Genomic DNA, 16,686 nt, shown 5'->3' with positions numbered 1-16,686 from the left:
CGGCCTTTCCGTCAGTGATTGTCGCGCGGGATGCCCATGGTCTGGGCGACGCGCTGGTACTTGACGGCGGGCTTCAGCACCATGCCCTCGTCGAGCTGGTCGACGATGCCGCGCTGGATCTCCTGCCAGGGGGTCTGCGACGGCGGGATGGGGTAGCCGCCCGCGGCTTCCAGAGCGGCGCGGCGGTCGGCCAGTTCCCCTTCCGGGATCAGGATGTCGGCGCTGCCGCGGCGCAGGTCGATGCGCACCCGGTCGCCGCTGCGCAGCAGGGCCAGCCCGCCGCCCGCCGCCGCCTCCGGGGACGCGTTGAGGATGGAGGGCGACCCCGAGGTGCCGGACTGGCGGCCGTCGCCGATGCAGGGAAGGGAATGGACGCCCTGGCGGATCAGCGTGGCGGGGGGCCGCATGTTGACCACCTCCGCCGCCCCCGGATAGCCGATGGGGCCGGTGCCGCGGATGACCAGGATGGTGTAGGCGTCGATGCCCAGGCTGGGATCGTCGATGCGGTGATGGTAGTCCTCCGGCCCGTCGAAGACGACGACCTTGCCCTCGAACGCCTCTGGGTCCTGCGGGTTGGACAGGTAGCGTTTGCGGAACTCGTCGGAGATGACGCTGGTCTTCATGATGGCGGCGCCGAACAGGTTGCCGCGCAGCACCACGAAGCCGGCGTTGGGCATCAGCGGCTCGTCGATCGGGTGGATCACCCGCGTGTCGAGGATCGGCTGTTGGCGGCAGTTCTCGCCAATGCTGAGGCCGTTGACGGTCGGTGCCTCCTCGCGGATCAGCCCCTTGCCCATCAGCTGGGCGACGACCGCGGGCACGCCGCCGGCGCGGTGGAAATCCTCGCCGAGATACTCGCCGGCCGGCTGGAGATTGACCAGCAGCGGCACGTCGTGGCCGTGGGTCTGCCAGTCCTCCACCGTCAGCGGCACGCCGATGTGCTTGGCGATGGCGTTGATGTGGATCGGCGCGTTGGTCGAGCCGCCGATGGCCGAGTTGACGACGATGGCGTTGAGGAAGGCGTCGCGGGTCAGGATGTCGGATGGCTTGAGGTCCTCGCGGACCATCCCGACGATCCGCTTGCCGGTCTCGTAGGCGGCCTGCTGGCGCTCGCGGTAGGGGGCGGGGATGGCGGCCGAGCCGGGAAGCTGCATGCCCAGCACCTCGGCCAGCGAATTCATCGTGGAGGCCGTGCCCATCGTGTTGCAGTAGCCGGTCGAGGGCGCGGAGGAGGCCACCAGCTCGATGAAGCCCTGATAGTCGATCTCGCCGGCCGCCATCATCTGCCGGGCTTTCCACACGATGGTGCCCGAGCCGGTGCGCTCGCCGCGGAACCAGCCGTTCAGCATCGGGCCGACCGACAGGGCGATGGCCGGGATGTTCACGGTGGCCGCGGCCATCAGGCAGGCGGGGGTGGTCTTGTCGCAGCCGATGGTTAGCACCACCCCGTCGAGCGGGTAGCCATGCAGCACCTCGACGAGGCCGAGATAGGCGAGGTTGCGGTCGATCGAGGCGGTCGGCCGCTTGCCGGTCTCCTGGATCGGGTGGACGGGGAACTCGATGGCGATGCCGCCGGCGGTGCGGATGCCCTCGCGCAGCCGTTCGGCCAGCACCAGATGGTGCCGGTTGCAGGGGCTGAGGTCGGAACCGGTCTGGGCGATGCCGATGATCGGCGCGCCCGATTGCAGCTCCTCCCGCGTCAGCCCGAAATTCAGGTAACGCTCCAGATAGAGCGCGGTCATGTCGGGGTTGTCGGGGTTGTCGAACCACGCGCGCGACCGCAGCCGCCGGCCGGAACCGGACTGCGGGTGCTGGGGGGAGGGTTTCGTATCGGACATGTCGGCACCAATTCGGGTTGGGGGCGCGGACCGGGGTCGGCCGGCGCCGGGGGCGTTCGGGGCCTCGTTCAGGGTGTCGTTCGGGCGGTGTGCCCGGCGCTTTACCAGTGGAAGGCGTCGGTGGTGCGCCAGCGCCCGACCAGACAGGCGTCGGCGACCAGTTGCAGCGGACGGGCGTCCACATCGCCCGCCGCGTCCGCGATCAGGTGGTGGAAGCGGCGATAGATGCCCTGGTACTCGGCGTCGGGCTCGGCCAGCATGGGCACGCCGTCCACGCTCAGCCGCGTGCCGCCGTGGGTCAGGTCGAGCCGCCCACCCCCCGCCCCGATGCCCTCCGCCCCGATGGCGTCCGTCTCGATGGCGATGGTCCAGGTCTGCTCGCCCTGCTGGAGGAAGTCGAAGGCGGCGGTCACCGTCCCGACGGCGGAGCCCGCAACGCCTTCCATCCTCAGCGTCGCGGCGATGGGCGTGTCGCGGTTGGCGGGGACCCGCAGCTCGGCGTCGCGGACGACGACGGGGGCCGGCAGGATCTCGGTCAGGATCGACAGGGCGTTGATGCCCGGATCAAAGACGCCGAAGCCCCCCGCCGCGAAGATCCAGTCCTGGCCCGGATGCCAGCGCCGCACGTCCTCCTTCCAGGTGATGGCGGCGTGGCGGACGGTGGCGCCGGCCAGCCGCCGCCGCGTCTCCTCCACCGCCGCGTTGAAGCGGGAGTGCCACGCGGCGAACAGTGTGCGCTTGGCACCCTCCGCCGCGTCGAGCAGGAGGCGCAGCTCCGTCAGGGTGGCGGCCGGCGGCTTCTCGATCAGGACATGCTTGCCGGCGCGCAACGCCTCCACCGTCAGGGCGTGGCGGACGGCGGGCGGCGTGCAGATCGCCACGGCGTCGAGGCCGGGCAGGGCGGCCAGCATCTCCGTCTGGCTGCGGAAGACCGGCACGTCGCTAAGCCCGGCTTCCTCCGGGGCGCCGCCTTGCGGGCTGACCACCGCGGCGAGGCGGAACAGGCCGGTGGCGGCGATGGCCGGGACATGCTGGTCGCGGGCGATCTTGCCGAAGCCGACAATGCCAAGCGTAAGAGGGGCGGGGGTGGAACGGGTCATGATGGCCCTCACGCCTTGTTCTTGTTGTAGACGTCGATGGTGACGGCGGCGAGCAACACCATGCCCTTGATGACCTGCTGCCAGTCGATGCCGATCCCCAGGATCGACATGCCGTTGTTCATCACGCCCATGATGAAGGCGCCGATCACCGCACCGGTCACCCGGCCCACGCCGCCCGAGGCCGAGGCGCCGCCGATGAAGCAGGCGGCGATCACGTCCAGCTCGAACGAGACTCCGGCCTTCGGCGTGGCTGTGTTCAGCCGCGCGGCGAAGATCAGCCCGGCCAGCGCCGCCAGCACCCCCATGTTGACGAAGGTGTAGAAGCTGAGCCGCCGGGTGTCGATGCCGGACAGCTTGGCCGCCTTCTCGTTGCCGCCCAGCGCGTAGACGCGCCGCCCGACCGTGGTGTTGCGGGTGACGAAGCTGTAGAGCGCGATCAGCACGCTCATGATGATCAGCACGTTGGGCAGGCCGCGGTAGGAGGCCAGCAACTGCCCGACATAAATCAGCACGGCGGCCAGCGCGACGTTCTTCGCCACGAACAGCGGCAGCGGCTCCTGCCCGATGGCGACGCTCTGCCGGCGCAGGCGCGCCATGGTGTTCATCACCACGAGCGCGGCGGCCACGGCCACGCAGAGCAGCAGGCTGGTCAGGTGGAACTTGCCCAGGTTGAAGGCGTCCAGCGCCAGGAAATCCGGGATGAAGCCGGAGCTGAGGCGCTGGAATTCCACCGGGAAGGGGCCGACCGACTGGCCGGCGAGCAGGATCAGGCACAGGCCGCGGAAGACCAGCATGCCGGCCAAGGTCACGATGAAGGACGGGATGCGCAGATAGGCGACCCAGAAGCCCTGCACCGCCCCGATCGCCGCCCCGGCCAGCAGGCACAGCAGCGTCGTGGTGACGATGTCCAGATGGAGCCGCACCATCAGGGTCGCCGCCAGCGCGCCGATGAGGGCGACGACCGAGCCCACCGACAGGTCGATGTGCCCGGCGACGATCACCAGCAGCATGCCCAGCGCCATGATGACGATGTAGCTGTTCTGCAGAACGAGGTTGGTCAGGTTCAGCGGCTGCAGCAGCGTGCCGTCGGTCATGTACTGGAAGAACAGGACGATCGCGACCAGCGACAGCAGCATGCCGTAGTCGCGCATGTGCGCCTTCACGAACCGCCCCATGGATACCCGCGGGCCGCGCGCCGGAAGGTTGAGTTCGGCACTCATGGCAGAGCCTCCCCGGACATCAGCGTCTCCCCGGAGCGCATGATCGCCCGCATGATTTTCTCCTGGCTGGCCTCGGCCGCCGGCATCTCGGCGACCATCGCGCCCGCGTTCATCACGAAGATGCGGTCGGCGACGCCCAGCAGCTCCGGCATCTCCGAGGAGATCAGGACGACGCCCCGGCCCTCGGCGACCAGCTGGTTGATGATGGTGTAGATCTCGTACTTGGCGCCGACGTCGATGCCGCGGGTCGGCTCGTCGAGGATCAGCACCTGCGGGTCGGCGAACAGCCACTTGCTGAGCACGACCTTCTGCTGGTTGCCGCCCGACAGGTTGACCGTCTCCTGGAACACGTCGGGGCAGCGGATGCGCAGCCGGCGCCGGAACTCCTCGGCCACCTGGACCTCGCGCTCATGGTCGATGACCCAGCGTTTCGCCACCCCCTTGAGGTTTGCCAGCGTGACGTTGTGGCGGATGTCGTTGTCGAGCACGAGGCCGAGATGCTTGCGGTCCTCCGTCGCATAGGCGAGGCCGTTCGCCATGGCCCGGCTGATGGTGGAGACGTCGATCTCCCGCCCGTCGAGGAAGGCTTGCCCGCGGATGTTGCGGCCGTAGGAGCGGCCGAACAGGCTCATCGCGAATTCGGTGCGGCCGGCGCCCATCAGACCGGCGATGCCCACCACCTCGCCGCGGCGGACGGTCAGGTTCACGTCGCGGACGACGCGCCGGCCGGGATGGGCCGGGTGGTCGGCGCTCCAGCCCTTGACCTCGAACAGCACGTCGCCGGGCACGGTGGTCCGCCTGGGATAGCGGTCCGACAGCGCGCGCCCGACCATGCCGCGGATGATGCGGTCCTGGCTGACCACGGCCTCGCGGCAGTCCAGAGTCTCCACCGTCGTGCCGTCGCGCAGGATGGTTACCCGGTCGGCGACCTTGGCGATCTCGTTCAGCTTGTGCGAGATGAGGATGGAGGCGATGCCACGCGCCTTGAACTGCAGCAGCAATTCCAGCAGGGCGTCGCTGTCGCTCTCGTTCAGGCTGGCGGTCGGCTCGTCCAGGATCAGCAGCTTGACCTCCTTGGACAGCGCCTTGGCGATCTCCACGAGCTGCTGCTTGCCGACGCCGATGTCGGTGATCAGGGTCTCCGGCGGGTCGTGCAGCCCGACCATGCGCAGCAGCTCCCGCGCCCGCAGGGTGGCGGCGTCCCAGTCGATCACACCACGGCTCGCCTGCTCGTTGCCGAGGAAGAGGTTCTCGGTGATCGACAGCAGGGGGACGAGCGCCAGCTCCTGGTGGATGATGATGATGCCCAGCCGCTCGCTGTCGGCGATGCCGCGGAAGGCCTGGGGCTGGCCGCGGAAGCGGATCTCGCCGTCGAAGCTGCCTTGCGGGTAGACCCCGCTCAGCACCTTCATCAGCGTTGACTTGCCAGCGCCGTTCTCGCCGATCAGCGCGTGGATCTCACCCTCGCGGACCGACAGGTTGACGTCGTCCAGCGCCTTAACGCCGGGAAACGTCTTGGTGATGCCCTTCATCTCCAGGATGGAGTCCATGAACACCTCCGAAGAACCTGCAATCGCAGGATCGAACCGCCGAATGGTCGTGGGGAACGCCGCCCGGCGCCCGCCCCGCAGGGTGATCGCATTTGAAATCCCCTCTCCCCTCTGGGGAGAGGGTTAGGGTGAGGGGGGTGCGCCTGTACCGGACGCACTGCCACGCGCATCCCCCTCACCGGCCCTTCGGGCCACCCTCTCCCCGCTTTCGGCGGACCGAAGGTCCGCCTGTCGCGTCAGCGCAAACGAAGTTTGCGCGAGAGCGGAGGGGAGAGGGCTATGAAAGCCAAATGCGCCCGCTCCGCGCCGCTTCGTCACTTGAACTGGGCTTCGCTGTAGTAGCCGCTGTCGACCAGCGTGCTCTTCCAGTTGGACGCGTCCACGCTGACCGGCTTCAGCAGGTAGGCCGGGACGACCTTCTTGCCGTTGTCGTAGGTCTTGGTGTCGTTGACCGGCGGCGTGCCGCCGCCCAGCACCGCGTCCACCATCTCCACCGTGACCCGGGCCAGCTCGCGGGTGTCCTTGAAGACGGTGGCGCGCTGCTCGCCCGCCAGGATCGACTTGATCGAGGGCACCTCGGCGTCCTGGCCGGTCACCACCGGCATCGGCTGCGACGGCGAGCCGTAGCCGACACCCTTCAGGGAGGAGATGATGCCGATGCTCAGCCCGTCGTAGGGCGACAGCACGGCGTCGACGCGCCGGTTGCCGTAAAAGGCGCTCAGCAGGTTGTCCATGCGGGCCTGGGCGGTGGCGCCGTCCCAGCGCAGGGTGGACACCTTGTCCATGCCCACCTGACCGCTGCCCACCTTCAGCTTGCCGCTGTCGATGTGGGGCTGCAGCACCGACATGGCGCCGTTGTAGAAGAAGTAGGCGTTGTTGTCGTCGGGGGAGCCGCCGAACAGCTCGATGGTGAAGGGACCCTTGCCGTCCTTCAGGCCCAGCGCGTTGACGATGTAGCTGCCCTGGAGCACGCCGACCTGGAAATTGTCGAAGGTCGCGTAGTAGTCCACGTTCTCCGACCCGCGGATCAGCCGGTCATAGGCGATGACCTTCACGCCGCGGTCCTTGGCCTGCTGGAGCACGTCGGTCAGCGTCGTGCCGTCGATGGCGGCGATCACCAGGACCTTGCTGTTCTTGGCGACCATCGTCTCGATCTGGGCGAGCTGGTTGGGGATGTCGTCCTCGGCGTATTGCAGGTCGGTCTTGTAGCCCTTGGCCTGGAACTGCTTGACCATGTTGTTGCCGTCGTCGATCCAGCGGGCCGAGGACTTGGTGGGCATCGCGATGCCGACGGTGGGCTTGTCCTGCGCCAGCGTCGGCGCGGTGGCAACGGTCAGGGCCAGCACGCCTACGGCCATCCCGGCCAGTGTGGTCGTGAATGAAGAAGACATGGGCCGAATTCCTCCCCCTTCTGCGGCACCGGGTTGGCCACACCCGCGGCTCTTGAACGGGTGTCGGGTGGCGCAATGTTTGTAAGGCTAGCAATCGGCCGAAAAACCATAACTGTCAAATACGATTATTGGCGGAATCCATACACATTTCGATATCACTTGGCGGGTCGATATCACTGGACGGGTCCGGCTGCGGCGTCTCCAGCGCGCGGCGCATCTTCGCGTCGGATGCCGTCCGCAAGGCGGCCAGTGCGGTGCGGGCGCCCGGCGACAGCGGGCGGTCCTTCAGCCAGAAAATGCCGTAGGGCTCGACGCTGAAGCGCTTGTGGAAGGGCACGATGGTGCAGCTGCCGGTGGGCGAGAACACCTGGGCGAGCGCGCGGGCGAAGACGGTGACCGAATCGTTTTCGGCGACCATCGCCAGGGAGATGACCGGGGAGGCGCTTTCGATCACCTTGCGCGGCGGCGGAACCCCCTCGGCGCGGAACAGCGCCTCGACCCGGCTGCGCAGCAGGCTGCCCAAGGGTTGGAGAATCCAGGTGGCGTCCACAAGATCCGCGGCGGTCAGCGGGCGGCCGAGCCGCAGCAGCGGGTGGCCGTCGCGGCAGACGAAGCACAGCTCCTCGCTGCTGATCTCCTGATAGTCGAAGCACGCGGCGTCGACGTGATCGGGCAGGCGGCCGATCGCGAAATCCATCACGCCCTGCTGCACCCGCTCAGCCAGCACGTCGCTGGTCTCCACCGCCACGGCGATCTTCAGGTCGGGGTGATCGCGGGTCAGCGTGGTGATCACCGGCACCACCAGCTCCACCGCCGGGGCCATCACCGTGCCGATGGAAACGCTGCCGCTGTGGCCGGCCAGCAGGTCGTTCAGCTCCTCCCCCGCCTCCTGCAAGCCGCTGAGGATCGTCCGCGCGTGGCGGATCATCAGGCTGCCGTACCAGTTCGGTTCGACGCCGCGGCCATGGCGCTCGAACAGGGTGACGCCCAGAGAGTCTTCCAGATCGCCCAGCAGCTTCGAGGCGGCCGGCTGCGACATGGTGAGGCTGGCGGCGGCGCGGTGCAGGTTGCGGTGCTCGTCCAGGGCCACGAACAGCTGGAGATGGCGCAGCTTCAGCCGGGCCTTGAGGAACCAGTTGGCCGGGAAACGGTGCGGGGTCACGGGCGGGGGCCTCCGGTCTGGCGATGGCGTGTGCATACGAAATCTCGTATCGCCGGCGCCGATATTCGTATTGGACGATTATCAGAACGCTCTCTATTGTTCGCATGGTCAACAAAATTCAGAACGGGACCGCGAGGGGGAGGCGACACGGCATGCCGCAGGAGGTTCGTTGCGTCTGGCCCGTCCGGGCGCTCCTGGGCGAAGGCCCCCTGTGGTCGCCGACGCAGGGCGCCGTCTTCTTCGTCGACATCCACGGATCGCGGATTCTGCGCCACGGGCTCGACGACGGGACCCAAATGGACTGGGCGCTGGAGGACGCCGCCTGCTGGCTGGTGGAATGCGCCGATGGCGACGGCTTCATCGCCGGGTTGCGCTCGCGCCGGGTGGTCCGCCTGCGGCTGGAGCCGGGCCGCGTGGTGATCGCCGGGGAACTGGCGCGGATCGATCCCGACCGACCGGGCAACCGGCTGAACGACGCCAAGGCCGACGCGCAGGGGCGCCTGTGGATCGGCAGCATGGACGACGGGGAGGAGACGCCGTCCGGCGCCTTCCACCGGCTCGACCCCGACGGTTCGATCGCGTGTGTGGACGAGGGCTACACCGTCGCCAACGGCCCGGCCCTGTCCCCGGACGGGCGGACGCTCTTCCACACCGACAGCGCGGTGCGGACGATCCACGCCTTCGATGTGGACGTCGATGGACGGTTGTCCGGCAAGCGTGCCCACATCCGCTTCACCGAGGGCGACGGCTATCCCGACGGCATGACCTGCGACGCTGAGGGCGGCCTGTGGGTCGCCCATTGGGACGGCGGGCGGGTCAGCCGCTTCCGGCCCGACGGCACGCTGGACCGGACGATGGCGCTGCCGGTGTCGCGCGTCACCTCCTGTGTCTTCGCCGGTCCCGCCCTCGACCGGCTGTTCGTGACCACCGCGGCCCATGGCATCGGCCGCGACGGCCGGCCGGACGAACCGCTGGCCGGCGCGCTGTTCGAGTGCGATCCCGGCGTGCGCGGCCTGCCGCCCGGCCGCTTCGGGCGCCCGCCGGGCTGACCGGCTCCTCCGCAAACCGACCCGGCCCGCAATTTACCCGACAGAAGGACCCCAACGGCTATGGCCTCCAGCGCCCGTCCCTATCGGGGAGTGTTCCCCGTCGTCCCCACCATCTTCACCGAGACGGGGGACCTCGACCTCGCCGGGCAGACGCGCTGCGTCGATTTCATGATCGACGCCGGCTCCGACGGCCTGTGCATCCTCGCCAACTTCTCCGAGCAGTTCGTGCTGACCGACGCCGAGCGCGAACTGCTGATGGAGACCATCCTCGGCCACGTCGCCGGGCGGGTGCCGGTCATCGTCACCACCACCCATTTCAGCACCGCCGCCTGCGCCGCGCGCAGCCGCCGCGCCCAGCAGCTGGGGGCCGCCATGGTGATGGTCATGCCGCCCTACCACGGCGCCACCATCCGCGTGCCCGAGGCGGGCATCGTCGCCTTCTTCCAGCGGGTGTCCGACGCCATCGACATCCCGATCATGATCCAGGACGCCCCGGTCAGCGGCACCCCGCTCTCGGCGGAACTGCTGGCCCGCATGGCGCAGGAGATCGCCAACGTCGCCTACTTCAAGGTCGAGGTGCCGCAGGCCGCCGCCAAGCTGCGCCGGCTGATCGAGCTGGGCGGCGGCGCCATCGAAGGGCCGTGGGACGGCGAGGAGGCGATCACCCTGCTGGCCGACCTCGACGCCGGGGCCACCGGCGCCATGACGGGCGGCGGCTATCCCGACGGCATCCGCCAGATCGTCGACCCCTTCCTGGCCGGCGACCGCGAGGCGGCGGTGGCCGCCTACGGGCGCTGGCTGCCGCTGATCAACCACGAGAACCGCCAATGCGGGCTCGCCACCGCCAAGATCCTGATGAAGGAGGGCGGCATCATCGCCTGCGACGCCGTGCGCCACCCGCTGGCCGACCCGCACCCGGCCAGCCGCGCCGGCCTGCTCGACGCCGCCCGCCGCCTCGACCCGCTGGTCCTGCGCTGGGCGCGCTGAGGAAGGCGCCCCCCTCGCCAAACCGGGAGACCCATGATGACCATAACCGGCGAGATGCTGATCGGCGCCCGCAGCCACCGCGGCTCCGACGGCGCGTTCCGCGCCGTCGATCCCGCCACCGGCGCGGAGCTGGAGCCGGTCTTCGGCGGCGGCGGGGCGGCGGAGGTCGAGCGCGCCTGCGCGCTGGCCTGGGCCGCCTTCGACGCCTTCCGCGAGACCGGGCTGGAGGCACGGGCCGCCTTCCTGGAAACCATCGCCGGGAACATCCTCGACCTCGGCGACGAGCTGATCGTCCGCGCGATGGCCGAGAGCGGCCTGCCGCGCCCGCGGCTGGAGGGGGAGCGCGGGCGCACCGTCGGCCAGCTCCGCCTGTTCGCCCAGACGGTGCGCGAGGGCGGCTGGCTGGAGGCCCGCATCGACCCGGCCCAGCCGGAGCGCAAGCCGCTGCCGCGCCCCGACGTCCGGCAGCGCCACATCCCGCTCGGCCCGGTCGCGGTGTTCGGCGCGTCGAATTTCCCGCTGGCCTTCTCGGTGGCCGGCGGCGACACCGCGTCGGCGCTGGCCGCCGGCTGCCCGGTGGTGGTCAAGGGCCATTCCGCTCATCCCGGCACGTCGGAACTGGTCGGCCGGGCCATCCGGGGGGCGGTGGCCTCCTGCGGATTGCCCGAGGGCGTCTTCTCGCTGCTGTTCGGCGTCGGCAACCCCATCGGAACGGCGCTGGTCAGCGACCCGCGCATCAAGGCGGTGGGCTTCACCGGCTCGCGTGGCGGCGGCTTGGCCTTGATGGAAGCGGCGGCCCAACGGCCCGAACCCATCCCGGTCTATGCGGAGATGAGCAGCATCAACCCGGTCTTCCTGATGCCGGCGGTGCTCGCCGCGCGGGCGGATGCGCTGGGCAAGGGCTTCGTGGCGTCTCTGACCATGGGCGCCGGACAGTTCTGCACCAACCCCGGCATCCTGCTGGGCGTCGACGGGCCGGACCTTGACCGCTTCCTGGCCGCCGCGGTGGACGCGCTGGGCGGCAGCGCCGCTTCGACCATGCTGACCCCGGCCATCCACGCCGCCTACGATTCGGGGGTGGCGCGGCTGTCCGGCAGCGCCGCCGTGGCGACGCTCGCCCGCGGAATGGCCTGCAACGGCCCGAACCAGGCGCAAGCCGCCCTGTTCGAGACGACGGCCGACGCCTTCCTCGCCGACCCGGCCTTGCAGGACGAGGTGTTCGGGGCGGCGTCGCTGATGATCCGCTGCCCGGACACGGTGGCGATGCGGACCGTCGCCGAGCGGCTGGAGGGCCAGCTCACCGCGACCGTGCAGATGGAGCCGGCGGACGTCGACGCGGTAGCCGCGCTGCTGCCGACCCTGGAGCGCAAGGCGGGCCGCATCCTGGCCAACGGCTGGCCGACCGGCGTCGAGGTCTGCCACGCCATGGTGCATGGCGGCCCCTTCCCGGCGACCTCGGACAGCCGATCCACCTCGGTCGGCACCTTGGCGATCCGGCGCTTCCTGCGCCCGGTCTGCTACCAGGACATCCCCTCCGCCCTGCTGCCGGAGGCGCTGCGCGACGGCAACCCGCTCGGCCTGTGGCGGCGGATCGACGGCGTGCTTGGACAAGAGTGAGGGAGGGACCGGCAAGGCTTTGCCCGCATCGGGCGATCATGCCGGTTTCGGTATCGCTTCGGTCGAGAATCGTATTGGACAGATATTGTTTTGGATGCCTAAAGTTGGCGCAACGAACGGATGCGAGCGGGCGCTGCCCGGATCGATGACAAGACACCCAGGGGAGTGAAACGGTATGTCCAGGACATGGCTGATCTCCGCCGCTGCCGCCGCGGCCTTGTTGATCGGACTCGGCGGGGCGCAGGCCGCCGACAAGAAGCTGGTGGTCGGCTTCTCGCAGATCGGCTCGGAATCGGGCTAGCGCGCCGCCGAGACCAAGACCGCCAAGGCGGAGGCCGAGAAGCGCGGGATCGACCTGAAGATCTCCGATGCCCAGCAGAAGCAGGAGAACCAGATCAAGGCCGTGCGCTCCTTCGTCGCCCAGGGCGTGGACGCCATCTTCATCGCTCCCGTGGTGGCGACCGGCTGGGATTCGGTGCTGAAGGAGGCGAAGGAGGCGAAGATCCCCGTCGTCCTGCTCGACCGCCAGATCGAGACCCGGGACCCCGACCTCTACATGACCGCCGTCACCTCCGACACGGTGCTGGAAGGCCGGGTCGCCGGCGAGTGGCTGGCCAAACAGACCGGCGGAACCTGCAACGTGGTCGAACTCCAGGGCACCGTCGGCTCCTCCCCCGCCATCAACCGCAAGAAGGGCTTTGACGAGGTCGTCGCCAAAAACCCCGGCATGAAGATCGTCCGCACCCAGTCCGGCGACTTCACCCGCGCCAAGGGCAAGGAGGTGATGGAGAGCTTCATCAAGGCGGAGAACGGCGGCAAGGGCATCTGCGCGGTCTACGCCCACAACGACGACATGGCGGTCGGCGCCATCCAGGCGATCAAGGAGGCCGGGCTGAAGCCGGGCAAGGACATCCTGGTCGTGTCCATCGACGGAGTGCCCGACATCTTCAAGGCGATGGCCGACGGCGAGGCGAACGCGACCGTGGAGCTGACGCCGAACATGGCCGGCCCGGCCTTCGACGCGCTGATCGCCTTCAAGAAGGACGGCAAGGCGCCGCCGAAATGGATCCAGACGGAGTCGTCCCTGTTCACCCCCGACACCGCCAAGGCCGAGTACGAGCGCCGCAAGGACGCCTACTGACCCGGCCGTCCCACGGCACCGCCGGCGAGGCCCCCCGCATGACGGACTCCACCCCCACCGCGTCCCCGCCGCTGCTGGCGGTGCGCGGCCTGTCCAAGGCCTTTCTGGGCGTCCAGGCGCTCGACGGCGTGGACTTCACCGTGCGCCATGGCGAGATCCACGCCCTCCTCGGCGAGAACGGCGCCGGCAAGTCGACGCTGATCAAGACGCTGACCGGCGTCTACCAGCGCGACGCCGGCACCGTGACGCTGGAGGGGCGGGCCATCGCCCCCCGCGGCGTCGAGGAGGCGCAGCGCCTGCACATCGGCACCGTCTATCAGGAGGTGAACCTGCTGCCCAACCTGTCGGTGGCGGAGAACCTGTTCCTCGGCCGGCAGCCCATGCGGTTCGGGCTGGTCGATCGCGGCGCCATGCGGCGGCGGGCGCGGGCGGTGCTGATCCCCTACGGCCTGTCCCTCGACGTGACGGCGCCGCTGGGCCGCTTCTCGGTGGCGACGCAACAGATCGTCGCCATCGCCCGCGCGGTGGACATGTCGGCCAAGGTGCTGATTCTCGACGAGCCGACGGCCAGCCTCGACGCGCAGGAGGTGGTGGTCCTCTTCAAGGTGATGCGGACCCTGCGGTCGCGCGGCATCGGCATCGTCTTCGTCACCCATTTCCTCGATCAGGTCTACGCGCTGTGCGACCGCATCACCGTGCTGCGCAACGGCCGCCTTGTGGGGGAGCGGCGCACAGCGGAGCTGCCGCGCCTCGACCTCGTCGCCATGATGCTGGGGCGGGAGCTGGAGGCGGCGGCCCACCGCATCGCTCCGCCGGACGATGAGGGGGAGGAGAACGCCCGGCCGCCGCTGGTCCGCTTCCGCGGCTACGGCAAGGCGCGCAGCGTCGAGCCCTTCGACCTCGACATCCGCCCCGGCGAGGTGGTGGGGCTCGCCGGGCTGCTCGGTTCCGGGCGGACGGAGACGGCGCGGCTGGTCTTCGGCATGGACCGCGCCGACCGGGGCGAGGCGGCGGTGGACGGCCGAACGGTGCGGCTGCGCGGGCCGCGCGACGCCATCCGGCTCGGCTTCGGCTTCTGCCCGGAGGACCGCAAGAAGGAGGGCATCGTCGGCGCGCTGTCGGTGCGCGAGAACATCATCCTGGCGCTCCAGGCCCGCCAGGGCTGGCTGCGGCCGATCCCGCGCCGCCGCCAGGAGGAGATCGCCGACCGCTTCATCCGGCTGCTCGACATCCGCACGCCGCACGCGGAGCAGCCGATCCAGCTGCTGTCCGGCGGCAACCAGCAGAAGGCGCTGCTCGCCCGCTGGCTGGCGACCGAGCCGCGTCTGCTGATCCTCGACGAGCCGACGCGCGGCATCGACGTCGGCGCCCACGCCGAGATCATCCGCCTGATCGAGCGGCTGTGCGCCGACGGCATGGCCCTGCTGGTCGTCTCGTCGGAGCTTGAGGAGATCGTCGCCTACAGCCGCCGCGTCGTCGTGCTGCGCGACCGCCGCCATGTCGCGGAGCTGAGGGGAGGGGAGGTCGCCGTGGACCGCATCGTCGCCGCCATAGCGTCGGAGCCCGATCCCATCGAGGCGCGCCCATGACGCGGCCGCTTCCCGGCCCGTCGCGCAACCTGCCGCAATACGGCGCGCTGGCCGCCGTGCTGCTGGCCAACTGGCTGCTCTTCCCCGACTTCTTTTCCATCCGGCTGCAGGACGGCCGGCTGTTCGGCAGTCTGGTCGACGTGCTGAACCGCGGCGCCCCGGTGGCGCTGCTCGCCGTCGGCATGACCATGGTCATCGCCACCCGCGGCGTCGACCTGTCGGTGGGTGCGGTGATGGCGATCTCCGGCGCGGTCGCCGCCACCCTGACCCAGGCGGGCTGGGGGCTGGCCCCGGTGCTGGCGGCGTCGCTGGGCGCCGGTCTGCTGTGCGGCCTGTGGAACGGCCTGCTGGTGGCGGTCCTGCGCATCCAGCCGATCATCGCCACCCTGATCCTGATGGTCGCCGGGCGCGGCATCGCCCAGCTGGTCACCGAGGGGCAGATCGTCACCTTCACCAGCCCCGGCCTCGCCTTCATCGGCAGCGGGTCCTTCCTGACCGTGCCGATGCCGGTGGTCATCACCGCCGTCCTGCTGGGGGTGACCGCGCTGCTGGTCCGGACGACCGCGCTGGGGCTGATGATCGAGGCGGTCGGCGTCAACCGGCTGTCCAGCGCCGGGGCGGGCGTCAACACGCCGGTCGTGCTGATCGCCGTCTATGTCTGGTGCGGCCTGTGCGCGGCGGTCGCCGGTCTGGTGGTCGCCGCCGACATCCGCGGCGCCGACGCCAACAACGCCGGCCTGTGGCTGGAGCTGGACGCCATCCTGGCGGTGGTGGTCGGCGGCACGTCCCTGCTCGGCGGCCGGTTCGGGCTGCTGCTGTCGGTGGTCGGGGCGCTGATCCTCCAGGCGATGAACACCGGCATCCTGCTGAGCGGCTTCAAGCCGGAGTTCAACCTGATCGTCAAGGCGGGCGTCCTGATGATCGTCCTGCTGCTGCAATCGCCGACCCTGACGCTGTTCCTGCCGCGCCCGGCCAGACCCCGGCCCGTCCAGCCGCCGGCGCCGTCACGGGCCAAGCCCGAGAGCCCAAGCCCGAGCGCGGGAGCGTGATGCCATGATCCACCGTTTCCTGCCTCTGCTGGTGACCAGCGCCGTCCTGGTGGTCGGCTTCCTGCTCTGCGCCGCGCAGTTCCCTGCCTTCGCCTCGCTGCGGGTTGTCGGCAACCTGTTGACAGACAACGCCTTCCTCGGCATCACCGCGGTCGGCATGACCTTCGTGATCCTGTCGGGCGGCATCGACCTGTCGGTGGGGGCGGTGATCGGCTTCACCACCGTGCTGCTGGCGGTGCTGATCGAGCAGGGCGGCTGGCACCCCTTCTCCGCCTTCGCCGTGGCGCTGGCGGTGGCCGGCGGCTTCGGCGCGGCGATGGGCGCCGTGATCCACGTCTTCCAAATGCCGCCCTTCATCGTCACGCTGGCCGGCATGTTCGTCGCCCGCGGCCTCGGCTTCGTGCTGAGCACCGATTCCATCCCGATCAACCACCCGCTCTACGCCGAGATGGGCGACATGGCGTTGCGTTTCGACGGCGGGGGCAAGCTCACCCTGCCGGCGCTGCTGATGCTGGGGGTGGTGGCGGCCGCCGTGGTGTGCGCCCATTGGACGCGCTTCGGCGCCAATCTCTACGCGCTCGGCGGCAACCGCCAGTCGGCGGAGCTGATGGGCGTGCCGGTGGGGCGCACCACGGTGGCGGTCTACGCCCTGTCGGGGCTGCTGGCCGGGCTGGCGGGCATCGTCTTCTCGCTCTACACCGGGGCCGGCTATTCGCTGGCGGCGACGGGGGTGGAGCTGGACACCATCACCGCGGTGGTGATCGGCGGCACCCAGCTGACCGGCGGCTACGGCTACGTGATCGGCACCTTCATCGGTGTGCTGATCCAGGGACTGATCCAGACCTACATCACCTTCGACGGCAGCCTGAGCAGCTGGTGGACGAAGATCGCCATCGGCGTCCTGCTGTTCGTCTTCATCCTGCTGCAGAAGGGTCTGCTGGCGGTCTGGACCGGCCGTGGCGGTGCCCCGGCGGAGGCGTGATCTTGCCGGTG

Annotated in this window: 13 protein-coding genes and 1 pseudogene; 8 read left to right on the top strand and 6 right to left on the bottom strand. The window is 69.9% G+C overall.

What is annotated here, in order from left to right; translation table 11 throughout:
- Positions 1-11: 11 nt before the first annotated feature.
- From JJL56_RS27780 to JJL56_RS27755, 6 genes are all read right to left on the bottom strand, one after another.
- On the bottom strand, positions 12-1,838 hold the full coding sequence (locus JJL56_RS27780; RefSeq protein ID WP_200487050.1) for an IlvD/Edd family dehydratase: 1,827 nt from the start codon (positions 1,836-1,838) through the stop codon (positions 12-14).
- Between the two features lie 101 nt (positions 1,839-1,939).
- Complete coding sequence (locus JJL56_RS27775; RefSeq protein WP_200487049.1) at positions 1,940-2,938, bottom strand: Gfo/Idh/MocA family protein; 999 nt, start codon at positions 2,936-2,938, stop codon at positions 1,940-1,942.
- 8 nt (positions 2,939-2,946) lie between these two features.
- Positions 2,947-4,158, bottom strand: a complete 1,212-nt coding sequence (gene mmsB, locus JJL56_RS27770) for a multiple monosaccharide ABC transporter permease (protein ID WP_200487048.1) — start codon at positions 4,156-4,158, stop codon at positions 2,947-2,949.
- Entirely contained in the window at positions 4,155-5,708 is a 1,554-nt protein-coding gene (mmsA, locus tag JJL56_RS27765) for a multiple monosaccharide ABC transporter ATP-binding protein (RefSeq protein ID WP_145628137.1), read from the bottom strand. Before mmsA ends, mmsB begins: the two co-directional genes overlap by 4 nt.
- Before the next feature lie 314 nt (positions 5,709-6,022).
- The gene (chvE, locus tag JJL56_RS27760) at positions 6,023-7,099 is read right to left on the bottom strand and encodes a multiple monosaccharide ABC transporter substrate-binding protein (protein ID WP_200487047.1); all 1,077 of its coding nucleotides are present in this window, start codon (positions 7,097-7,099) and stop codon (positions 6,023-6,025) included.
- A 115-nt stretch (positions 7,100-7,214) separates the two neighbouring features.
- Entirely contained in the window at positions 7,215-8,261 is a 1,047-nt protein-coding gene (locus JJL56_RS27755; protein ID WP_145628144.1) for a LysR family transcriptional regulator, read from the bottom strand.
- 152 nt (positions 8,262-8,413) lie between these two features.
- Between JJL56_RS27755 and JJL56_RS27750 the strand changes: the two genes are divergently transcribed.
- From JJL56_RS27750 to yjfF, 8 genes and pseudogenes are all read left to right on the top strand, one after another.
- Positions 8,414-9,310, top strand: a complete 897-nt coding sequence (locus JJL56_RS27750; protein WP_200487046.1) for an SMP-30/gluconolactonase/LRE family protein — start codon at positions 8,414-8,416, stop codon at positions 9,308-9,310.
- Positions 9,311-9,370: 60 nt separating this feature from the next.
- On the top strand, positions 9,371-10,297 hold the full coding sequence (locus JJL56_RS27745) for a dihydrodipicolinate synthase family protein (RefSeq protein ID WP_200487045.1): 927 nt from the start codon (positions 9,371-9,373) through the stop codon (positions 10,295-10,297).
- Between the two features lie 36 nt (positions 10,298-10,333).
- Positions 10,334-11,914 carry an aldehyde dehydrogenase (NADP(+)) gene (locus tag JJL56_RS27740; RefSeq protein ID WP_200487066.1) on the top strand — a complete coding sequence of 527 codons (1,581 nt, stop codon included), beginning with the start codon at positions 10,334-10,336 and terminating at the stop codon, positions 11,912-11,914.
- Between the two features lie 175 nt (positions 11,915-12,089).
- Positions 12,090-12,215: a hypothetical protein gene (locus JJL56_RS33790; protein WP_282188954.1), complete on the top strand. Its 126-nt coding sequence runs from the start codon at positions 12,090-12,092 to the stop codon at positions 12,213-12,215.
- Between the two features lie 12 nt (positions 12,216-12,227).
- Positions 12,228-13,055, top strand: a pseudogene (ytfQ, locus tag JJL56_RS27735) (galactofuranose ABC transporter, galactofuranose-binding protein YtfQ); the annotation flags it as partial.
- Positions 13,056-13,093: 38 nt separating this feature from the next.
- A complete protein-coding gene (gene ytfR / locus JJL56_RS27730; protein ID WP_200487044.1) occupies positions 13,094-14,644 on the top strand; it encodes a galactofuranose ABC transporter, ATP-binding protein YtfR in 1,551 nt (516 codons plus the stop codon).
- Positions 14,641-15,693, top strand: a complete 1,053-nt coding sequence (locus JJL56_RS27725) for an ABC transporter permease (RefSeq protein WP_200487043.1) — start codon at positions 14,641-14,643, stop codon at positions 15,691-15,693. The genes ytfR and JJL56_RS27725 overlap by 4 nt, the downstream gene beginning before the upstream one ends.
- A 4-nt stretch (positions 15,694-15,697) precedes the next feature.
- Complete coding sequence (gene yjfF / locus JJL56_RS27720) at positions 15,698-16,675, top strand: galactofuranose ABC transporter, permease protein YjfF (RefSeq protein ID WP_145628157.1); 978 nt, start codon at positions 15,698-15,700, stop codon at positions 16,673-16,675.
- Positions 16,676-16,686: the final 11 nt, after the last annotated feature.

The organism is Azospirillum aestuarii (genome assembly GCF_016632405.1).
In the GTDB taxonomy this organism is placed as follows: Bacteria; Pseudomonadota; Alphaproteobacteria; order Azospirillales; family Azospirillaceae; genus Azospirillum; species Azospirillum aestuarii.
Note: the sequence above shows the minus strand (reverse complement) of the source record. Positions and strands in the feature narration are given on the sequence as shown.

Excerpts from the sequence above, each read along its gene's own strand:
- JJL56_RS27780 (WP_200487050.1), bottom strand. The coding sequence starts at position 1,838 with ATGTCCGATACGAAACCCTCCCCCCAGCACCCGCAGTCCGGTTCCGGC.
- JJL56_RS27775 (WP_200487049.1), bottom strand. The coding sequence starts at position 2,938 with ATGACCCGTTCCACCCCCGCCCCTCTTACGCTTGGCATTGTCGGCTTC.
- mmsB (WP_200487048.1), bottom strand. The coding sequence starts at position 4,158 with ATGAGTGCCGAACTCAACCTTCCGGCGCGCGGCCCGCGGGTATCCATG.
- mmsA (WP_145628137.1), bottom strand. The coding sequence starts at position 5,708 with ATGGACTCCATCCTGGAGATGAAGGGCATCACCAAGACGTTTCCCGGC.
- chvE (WP_200487047.1), bottom strand. The coding sequence starts at position 7,099 with ATGTCTTCTTCATTCACGACCACACTGGCCGGGATGGCCGTAGGCGTG.
- JJL56_RS27750 (WP_200487046.1), top strand. The coding sequence starts at position 8,414 with ATGCCGCAGGAGGTTCGTTGCGTCTGGCCCGTCCGGGCGCTCCTGGGC.
- JJL56_RS27745 (WP_200487045.1), top strand. The coding sequence starts at position 9,371 with ATGGCCTCCAGCGCCCGTCCCTATCGGGGAGTGTTCCCCGTCGTCCCC.
- JJL56_RS27740 (WP_200487066.1), top strand. The coding sequence starts at position 10,334 with ATGACCATAACCGGCGAGATGCTGATCGGCGCCCGCAGCCACCGCGGC.
- JJL56_RS33790 (WP_282188954.1), top strand. The coding sequence starts at position 12,090 with ATGTCCAGGACATGGCTGATCTCCGCCGCTGCCGCCGCGGCCTTGTTG.
- ytfR (WP_200487044.1), top strand. The coding sequence starts at position 13,094 with ATGACGGACTCCACCCCCACCGCGTCCCCGCCGCTGCTGGCGGTGCGC.
- JJL56_RS27725 (WP_200487043.1), top strand. The coding sequence starts at position 14,641 with ATGACGCGGCCGCTTCCCGGCCCGTCGCGCAACCTGCCGCAATACGGC.
- yjfF (WP_145628157.1), top strand. The coding sequence starts at position 15,698 with ATGATCCACCGTTTCCTGCCTCTGCTGGTGACCAGCGCCGTCCTGGTG.